Below are 7,316 nucleotides of genomic sequence, written 5' to 3'. Positions count from 1 at the left end.
GCCCCCCTCCGTGCGCAGCTGCGCTGTCACCCCGCCACGCCCAGTGGTGTGGTGCTGACGGTGTCGGTGGAGGTCCGCGTCCACGCCGATGGCTTGCGGCTGCGCTACGCGCTGCGGGGGGACACCACGGCGTTGCGCATCCCGGCACCAGCCGCGCCCGTGCCCACCGACGGCCTGTGGCGGCACACCTGCCTGGAGGCCTTCGTGGCCGCCGACGGCGAGGCCGCCTACCGCGAGTTCAATTTCTCGCCGTCGAGCGAGTGGGCCGCCTACCGGTTTTCATCCGAACGCCAGCGCGATGAGGCGGCCGAAGCCCGCGACCGCGCGTTGCTGCGCCCCCCCCTGGCCCACACCACGCCGCGCGCCCTCACGCTCACCGCGCGCCTGCCGGCCACCGCCCTGCCCCGCAGCCCTTCCGCGCTGTGCCTGGGCCTGTGCGCCGTGATCGAGGAGCGCAATGGCCATCTGAGCTACTGGGCGCTGCACCACCCGAACGAACGCCCCGACTTCCACCACCCCGACGGCCGCGCCCTGCGGCTGGCCGCACCCCTGCCCTGAACCAAGACCCCATGCAATTCGGCATCGAACGTTTCCTGCAAGACCCTGCCCTGCGCGCCCCCTTGAAAGACCGGCGCGTGGCCCTGCTCGCGCACCCGGCCTCGGTCACGCGCGACCTGACGCATTCGCTGGACGCCCTGGCCGCCCTGCCCGACGTCCGGCTCAGCGCCGCCTTCGGCCCGCAACACGGCCTGCGCGGCGACAAGCAGGACAACATGGTCGAGTCGCCCGACTTCAACGACCCCCGGCTGGGCATCCCGGTGTTCAGCCTCTACGGCACGGTGCGGCGGCCAACCGACGCCATGATGGACAACTTCGACGTGCTGCTGGTCGACCTGCAGGACCTCGGCTGCCGCATCTACACCTTCATCACCACGCTGCGCTATGTGCTGGAGGCCGCCGCGCGGCACGGCAAGGCGGTGTGGGTGCTCGACCGCCCCAACCCGGCGGGCCGCCCCATCGAAGGCCTCACGCTGCGCGAAGGCTGGGAAAGCTTCGTGGGCTCCGGTCCCATGCCCATGCGCCATGGCATGACCATGGGCGAGCTGGGCCACTGGTTCATCGCCACGCTCGGCCTGCAGCTGGAGTACCGCGTGATCACCATGGCCGGCTGGCAGCCCGAGGCGGCACCGGGGTTCGGCTGGCCCGAAGGCCGCACCTGGGTCAACCCCAGCCCGAACGCGGCCAACCTGTCGATGGCGCGCGCCTACGCCGGCACCGTGATGCTCGAAGGCACCACGCTCAGCGAGGGCCGGGGCACCACGCGACCCCTGGAGCTCTTCGGTGCGCCCGGCATCGACACCCGCCGCCTGGTCTCCGACATGCAGGGCCTGGCTCCGCAGTGGATCAGGGGCTGCGTCTTGCGCGAGTGTTTCTTCGAGCCCACCTTCCACAAGCACGTGGGCCAGCTGTGCGCGGGCGTGCAGATCCATGTGGAGGACCCGACTCACTACGACCACGCGGCCTTCAAGCCCTGGCGCCTGCAGGCGCTGGCGTTCCGGGCCTTGCGGCTGCAGGCGCCGGACTACCCGCTGTGGCGGGATTTCGCCTACGAGTACGAGCACGACCGGCTGGCGATCGACCTCATCAACGGCGGGCCGCTGTTGCGCGAGTGGGTGGACGATGTATCGGCAGCGCCCGATGTGCTGGACGCCACGGCGGCGGCCGACGAAGCCGCCTGGGCCGACGCGCGCCGGCCCCACCTGCTCTACTGAGCGCTCAGAGCCATTTCTGCAGGAACTGGGCGCTGCCCATGGCCGGGTCGAGCTGGTAACCGGCAAAACCGATGCGCTCGTAGAGCCGCATGGCGGGCTGGTTGCCGGACAGCACCTCCAGCGTGAGCTTCACCGCGCCGCGCTCGCGCGCGATCAACTCGGCCTGGGCCAGCATCTGCTCGGCAATGCCGCGACCCCGGTGGCTGGCCAGCACGGCCACGTCGTGCACGTTCACCAGCGGCTTGCAGGCGAAGGTGGAAAAGCCTTCGATGCAATTCACCAGGCCCACCGCTTGCCCGCCGTCAAAGGCCAGCACGCTGTAGGCCTGCGGCCGCGCCGCCAGGCTGGCCACCAGGTTCGCTTTGGCAAAGGCCGACAACCCCTGCCCACCACCCGCAGGATCGCTGGCGTAGGCATCGAGCAGCAGGACCAGCGCCGCCGCGTGCGCGGGGTTGGCGTAGTCGGCGCGCAGCGTGGTGATGTCGGCCGTGGTCACGCCGGCACCTGTGCCTGCACCGCGGCGGCCAGACGCTCCGCGCAGGCCTGGGCCTGCTTGGCGTCGCGCGCTTCCACCATCACGCGCAGCAGGGGCTCGGTGCCACTGGCGCGGATCAGCACGCGGCCGCTGTCGGCCAGTTCGGCCTCCACCGCGCGCGTCTCTTCGTCCAGGAAGGTGTTGGTCTTCCAGTCCTGACCGGGCTTGAGCCGCACGTTGATCAGGGTCTGCGGGAACAGCGTCACGTCGGCCAGCAACTGGGCCATGGTCTTGCCGCTGTCGACGCAGGCGTGCAGCACCTGCAGGGCCGACACCAGGCCGTCGCCGGTGGTGTGGCGGTCCAGCACCAGCAGGTGGCCGGATCCTTCGCCGCCCAGGATCCAGCCATGGCGCTCGAGTTCTTCCAGCACGTACCGGTCGCCCACCTTGGCGCGCACGAACTTCACGCCGCGCGACTTGAGCGCGACCTCCACCGCCATGTTGGTCATGAGCGTGCCCACCACACCCGGCACGTCTTCGTCGCGCGCGATGCGGTCCGCCACGATCAGGTACAGCAGTTCGTCGCCGTTGTAGAGGCGCCCCTGGGCATCGACCATCTGGATGCGGTCGGCATCGCCATCGAGCGCGATGCCGTAGTCGGCGCCGTGGGCCTTCACGGCCTCCAGCAAGGCCTGCGGGTGGGTGGCACCCACGTGGTGGTTGATGTTCAGGCCATCGGGCGAACAACCGATCTTGATGACCTCGGCACCCAGCTCGTGGAACACGGCGGGCGCGATCTGGTAAGCCGCCCCATTGGCGCCATCCACCACGATCTTCAGGCCCTTGAGCGTGAGGTGGTAGGCGCAGGTGCTCTTGCAGAATTCGATGTAGCGGCCGGCCGCGTCGTCCAGCCGGCGCGCCTTGCCCAGCAAGGCCGATTCCACCCACACGGGTGGCTCTTCCAGCGCGGCCTCGACCGCCAGCTCCCAGTCGTCCGGCAGCTTGGCGCCCTGGGCGCTGAAGAACTTGATGCCGTTGTCGGCAAACGGGTTGTGGCTGGCCGAAATGACCACCCCCAAGCTGGCGCGCTGCGCCCGCGTGAGGTAAGCCACCGCGGGCGTGGGCACCGGGCCGAGCAGCACCACGTCCACCCCCGCCGAGTTGAAACCCGATTCGAGCGCCGACTCCAGCATGTAGCCGGAAATGCGCGTGTCCTTGCCGATCAGCACGGTGGGATGTGCCTCGGTGCGCCGCAACACACGTCCCACGGCATGCGCCAGGCGCAACACAAAATCGGGGGTAATGGGGGCCTGCCCGACGGTGCCTCGGATGCCGTCGGTGCCAAAGTATTTGCGGGCCATGTTGCTCCTGTCCTCTCTCTTGTTGTGGGATTCGGGTCCCCGCATTATCGCGGGCGGCCCTGACGGTCAGCTGATTTGCAATGCCTGCCAGACCTTGAGCGCGTCCACCGTGTCACGCACGTCGTGCACACGCACCACGCGCGCACCGCGCTCCACCGCCAGCAAGGCCGCCGCCACACTGGCTGCCGCGCGGTCGGCGGGCCGCTCGTGGCCGGTGACCGCACCCAGTGTGGACTTGCGTGACCAGCCGGCCAACAGGGCATAGCCCAGGGGCAGCAACTCCGCCTGGCGGGCCAGCAGGCTCAGGTTCTGGGCCACGGTCTTGCCAAAACCGATGCCGGGGTCGAGCACGATGCGCTCGCGCGCCACGCCGTTCGCCATCAGCGCGCCGGCTCGTTCGGCCAGGAAGGCGAGCACGTCGGGCAACACGTCGCCGTCCATGGGGGCCACCTGCATGGTCTGGGGATCGCGGTGCATGTGCATCAGGCAAACGCCGCAGCGCGGGTGCGCCGCCACCGCCTGCAGCGCGTCACCGCGCCGCAGGGCCCAGATGTCGTTGACGATGTCAGCCCCCGCGTCGAGCACCGCCCGCATCACCTCGGGCTTGTAGGTGTCCACCGAGACCGGCACGTCCAGGCGCACCGCCTCCCGGACCACGGGCAGCACGCGCGCCAGTTCCTCCTCCAGCGGCACCGCCGGGCTGCCCGGGCGCGTCGATTCACCGCCGATGTCCAGGATGTGGGCGCCCTCCTTCAGCAACTGCTCGCAATGCCGCAGCGCAGCGGCTGTGCCGGCATGCAGCCCGCCATCGGAAAACGAATCGGGCGTGACGTTGACGATGCCCATGACGCGCGGGCTCGTGAGGTCGATATCGAAACGGGTGGTTTGCCAGCGCATGGGAAAACAAAAGAACGGTAGAAACGACAACGGGGCCGAAGCCCCGTATGTGCATGAAGAATCCGCGCCGCTCAGGCGGCCGAGGGTGTGGGGTCGGTGGTCACCGCCGGGGTGCCTCCGCTGCCACCACCACCACCCACCGAGGGGTTGCGCGGCGTCCAGTCCTTCGGCGGGCGCGGTGGCTTGCCGGCCATGATGTCGTCGATCTGGTCGGCGTCGATGGTTTCCCATTCCAGCAGCGCGGTGGCCATGGCGTGCATCTTGTCGCTGTGCTGCTCGATCAGGTCGCGCGCCAGCTTGTACTGGGCGTCGATGATGCGGCGCACCTCGGCGTCCACCTTCTGCATGGTGGACTCGCTCATGTTGGTGGTCTTGGTCACCGAACGGCCCAGGAACACTTCGCCTTCGTTCTCGGCGTAGACCATCGGGCCCAGCGCGTCGGTCATGCCGTAGCGCATCACCATGTCGCGGGCGATGGTGGTCGCGCGCTCGAAGTCGTTCGAAGCGCCGGTGGTCATCTGGTTCATGAACACTTCTTCGGCGATGCGGCCACCGAACAGCATGCTGATCTGGTTCAGCATGTAGTCCTTGTCGTAGCTGTAGCGGTCCTGCGCGGGCAGGCTCATGGTCACGCCCAGCGCGCGGCCGCGCGGGATGATGGTGACCTTGTGCACCGGGTCGCACTTGGGCAGCAGCTTGCCGATCAGCGCGTGGCCCGACTCGTGGTACGCCGTGTTGCGGCGCTCTTCCTCGGGCATGACCATGCTCTTGCGCTCGGGGCCCATGAAGATCTTGTCCTTGGCCTTCTCGAAGTCCTGCATCTCCACCACGCGCGCGTTGCGGCGCGCGGCCATCAGGGCGGCTTCGTTGCAGAGATTGGCCAGATCGGCACCGCTCATGCCCGGCGTGCCACGCGCGATCACGCTGGCGTTCACGTCGGTGCCCAGCGGCACCTTGCGCATGTGCACGTTCAGGATCTGCTCGCGGCCGCGGATGTCGGGCAGCGTCACATAGACCTGGCGGTCGAAGCGGCCCGGGCGCAGCAAGGCGGCGTCCAGAATGTCCGGGCGGTTGGTCGCGGCGACCACGATCACGCCCAGGTTGGTCTCGAAACCGTCCATCTCCACCAGCATCTGGTTGAGGGTCTGTTCGCGTTCGTCGTTGCCACCGCCCAGGCCCGCGCCACGCTGGCGGCCCACGGCGTCGATTTCATCGATGAAGATGATGCAGGGCGCGTTCTTCTTGGCGTTCTCGAACATGTCGCGCACGCGGGCCGCGCCCACGCCGACGAACATTTCCACGAAGTCGGAACCCGAGATGCTGAAGAACGGCACCTTGGCTTCACCGGCAATGCCCTTGGCCAGCAGCGTCTTGCCGGTGCCCGGCGGGCCGACCAGCAACAGACCACGCGGAATGCGCCCACCCAGCTTCTGGAACTTGGCCGGGTCTTTCAGGAAGTCCACGACTTCCTTGACTTCTTCCTTGGCCTCGTCGCAACCCGCCACGTCGGCGAAGGTCACGGTGTTGTTGTTCTCGTCGAGCATGCGGGCCTTGCTCTTGCCGAAGCTGAACGCCCCGCCCTTGCCGCCGCCCTGCATCTGTCGCATGAAGTAGATCCAGACGCCGATCAGCAGCAGCATCGGTCCCCAGCTGACCAGCAGGGTCATGAGCAGCGAACTCTCTTCGCGCGGACGCACGTCGAACTTGACGTTGTTGTTGATCAGGTCGCCCACCAGGCCGCGGTCGAGGTAGGTGGCGGTGGTGCGCACGCGACGGTCGTCCTGCGTGATGGCCACGATTTCGGTGCCGCCCTGGCCTTCCTGGATGGTGGCGCTCTTGATGCGCTGGGCTTTGACCTCGTCGAGGAACTCGGAATACCCCATGTAACCCGAACCCGCCGCGGAGCGCGTGTCGAACTGCTTGAAGACGGTGAAAAGCACCATGGCGATGACCATCCACACGGCGATTTTCGAAAACCACTGGTTGTTCAAGTGCAGCTCCTGGAGACGATAGTGACTGACAAGCTCATATGTTTCCCATTCTAGGACTTTCAAGCCCCCATGCCCCTGGGGCATGACGTGGCAATGTCAATCAAAGGGTTGGCATTTTTCAATGGCGCCAGGGCGTCAAGCCCCTCAACCGACCTTTTTGAGACCCAGTCCCACCAGGAAGGTTTCCGAGGATTTGTCCCGGGAGGCCTTGGGTTTGACCGCCTTGACCGTGCGAAAGGTCTCGCGAAACAGCGCCACCATGGGGTCATAGGCCCCGCCATGGAACAGTTTGACCACCAGCGCACCGTCGGGTTTGAGGTGATGAACGGCAAAATCCACCGCGAGTTCGACCAGATCGGAGATCCGGGCGGCGTCGGTCATGCCGATGCCCGAGAGGTTGGGCGCCATGTCCGACACCACCAGATCGACCTGCTGCACACCCCGGTCCACCAGGGACTGCTCCAGCTCAGCCAGCACCGCCGCCTCGCGAAAATCGCCCTGGATGAAGTGCACGCCTTCCACCGCCTCCATGGGCAGCATGTCCAGCGCGACGATGGTGCCGTGCAATTCGCCCACGGCCGCCCCGTTCGGGCTGAGCCGGCGGCGCAGGTATTGGCTCCAGGCCCCGGGCGTGGAGCCCAGATCGACAACCGCCTGTCCGGGCCGCACCAGCCCCAGCGTTTCATCGATTTCCTGCAGCTTGTAGGCCGCCCGCGCACGGTAGCCATCCTTCTGCGCCAGGCGCACGTACGGGTCGTTGACGTGCTGGTTGAGCCAGGCCTTGTTGACCTTCTTGCTCTGTGTTTTGACTTTCATGCCC

Annotated in this window: 7 protein-coding genes; 2 read left to right on the top strand and 5 right to left on the bottom strand. The window is 67.6% G+C overall.

The window, feature by feature from the left end:
- Both AC3WPZ_RS17235 and AC3WPZ_RS17230 read left to right on the top strand, forming a co-directional pair.
- Window positions 1-558: DOMON-like domain-containing protein (locus AC3WPZ_RS17235; protein WP_492440730.1), on the top strand; the 558-nt coding region annotated here is incomplete at its 5' end.
- Between the two features lie 11 nt (window positions 559-569).
- Window positions 570-1,772 carry an exo-beta-N-acetylmuramidase NamZ family protein gene (locus AC3WPZ_RS17230; RefSeq protein ID WP_444686710.1) on the top strand — a complete coding sequence of 401 codons (1,203 nt, stop codon included), beginning with the start codon at window positions 570-572 and terminating at the stop codon, window positions 1,770-1,772.
- 4 nt (window positions 1,773-1,776) lie between these two features.
- Here the strand turns inward: AC3WPZ_RS17230 and AC3WPZ_RS17225 are convergent, their stop codons facing one another.
- The 5 genes from AC3WPZ_RS17225 to AC3WPZ_RS17205 form a co-directional block, all read right to left on the bottom strand.
- On the bottom strand, window positions 1,777-2,268 hold the full coding sequence (locus AC3WPZ_RS17225) for a GNAT family N-acetyltransferase (RefSeq protein ID WP_382325195.1): 492 nt from the start codon (window positions 2,266-2,268) through the stop codon (window positions 1,777-1,779).
- On the bottom strand, window positions 2,265-3,608 hold the full coding sequence (gene glmM / locus AC3WPZ_RS17220) for a phosphoglucosamine mutase (protein WP_382157372.1): 1,344 nt from the start codon (window positions 3,606-3,608) through the stop codon (window positions 2,265-2,267). The genes AC3WPZ_RS17225 and glmM overlap by 4 nt, the downstream gene beginning before the upstream one ends.
- A 66-nt stretch (window positions 3,609-3,674) precedes the next feature.
- Window positions 3,675-4,505 (bottom strand): dihydropteroate synthase, encoded by an 831-nt coding sequence (folP, locus tag AC3WPZ_RS17215; RefSeq protein WP_444686711.1) that lies wholly within the window; start codon window positions 4,503-4,505, stop codon window positions 3,675-3,677.
- Between the two features lie 71 nt (window positions 4,506-4,576).
- Window positions 4,577-6,496, bottom strand: a complete 1,920-nt coding sequence (ftsH, locus tag AC3WPZ_RS17210) for an ATP-dependent zinc metalloprotease FtsH (RefSeq protein WP_382157368.1) — start codon at window positions 6,494-6,496, stop codon at window positions 4,577-4,579.
- Between the two features lie 144 nt (window positions 6,497-6,640).
- Window positions 6,641-7,312 carry an RlmE family RNA methyltransferase gene (locus AC3WPZ_RS17205; RefSeq protein WP_444686712.1) on the bottom strand — a complete coding sequence of 224 codons (672 nt, stop codon included), beginning with the start codon at window positions 7,310-7,312 and terminating at the stop codon, window positions 6,641-6,643.
- Window positions 7,313-7,316 lie beyond the last annotated feature (4 nt).

This window comes from Hydrogenophaga sp. FW305-3-2-15-A-LB1, assembly GCF_058787875.1.
This window is presented reverse-complemented; position numbering and strand designations above follow the sequence as displayed.